The 250-nt window shown below is 63.2% G+C and carries 1 protein-coding gene; it reads right to left on the reverse strand.

The window, feature by feature from the left end:
• On the reverse strand, positions 1-233 hold a 233-nt coding region (locus ACWTU9_RS33380), incomplete at its 3' end, for a porin (RefSeq protein WP_455862041.1).
• Positions 234-250: the final 17 nt, after the last annotated feature.

Raw genomic sequence — 250 nt, forward strand, 5'->3', positions numbered from 1 at the left:
GCACCGTCGAACGAACCCACGTCGCCGCCGCCGATGTCGTAACGGACATAGCCGCCGATGCGCAGGCAGGTTTCGGTGCCGGGGATGTAGAAGTAGCCCGAGCCGTAAACGTCGCAAATCTTGACGTATTCAGCCGGTTCCGGCTCGGCGACGACGACGGCGTCGGCGGCGCGCGCACCGGAAACTGCGATCAGGGCCGCAGCGGAGCCGAGAAGAAGGCTCTTGATGTTCATTTTCTGACCTCCAGTCA

Source organism: Mesorhizobium sp. 128a (genome assembly GCF_053848025.1).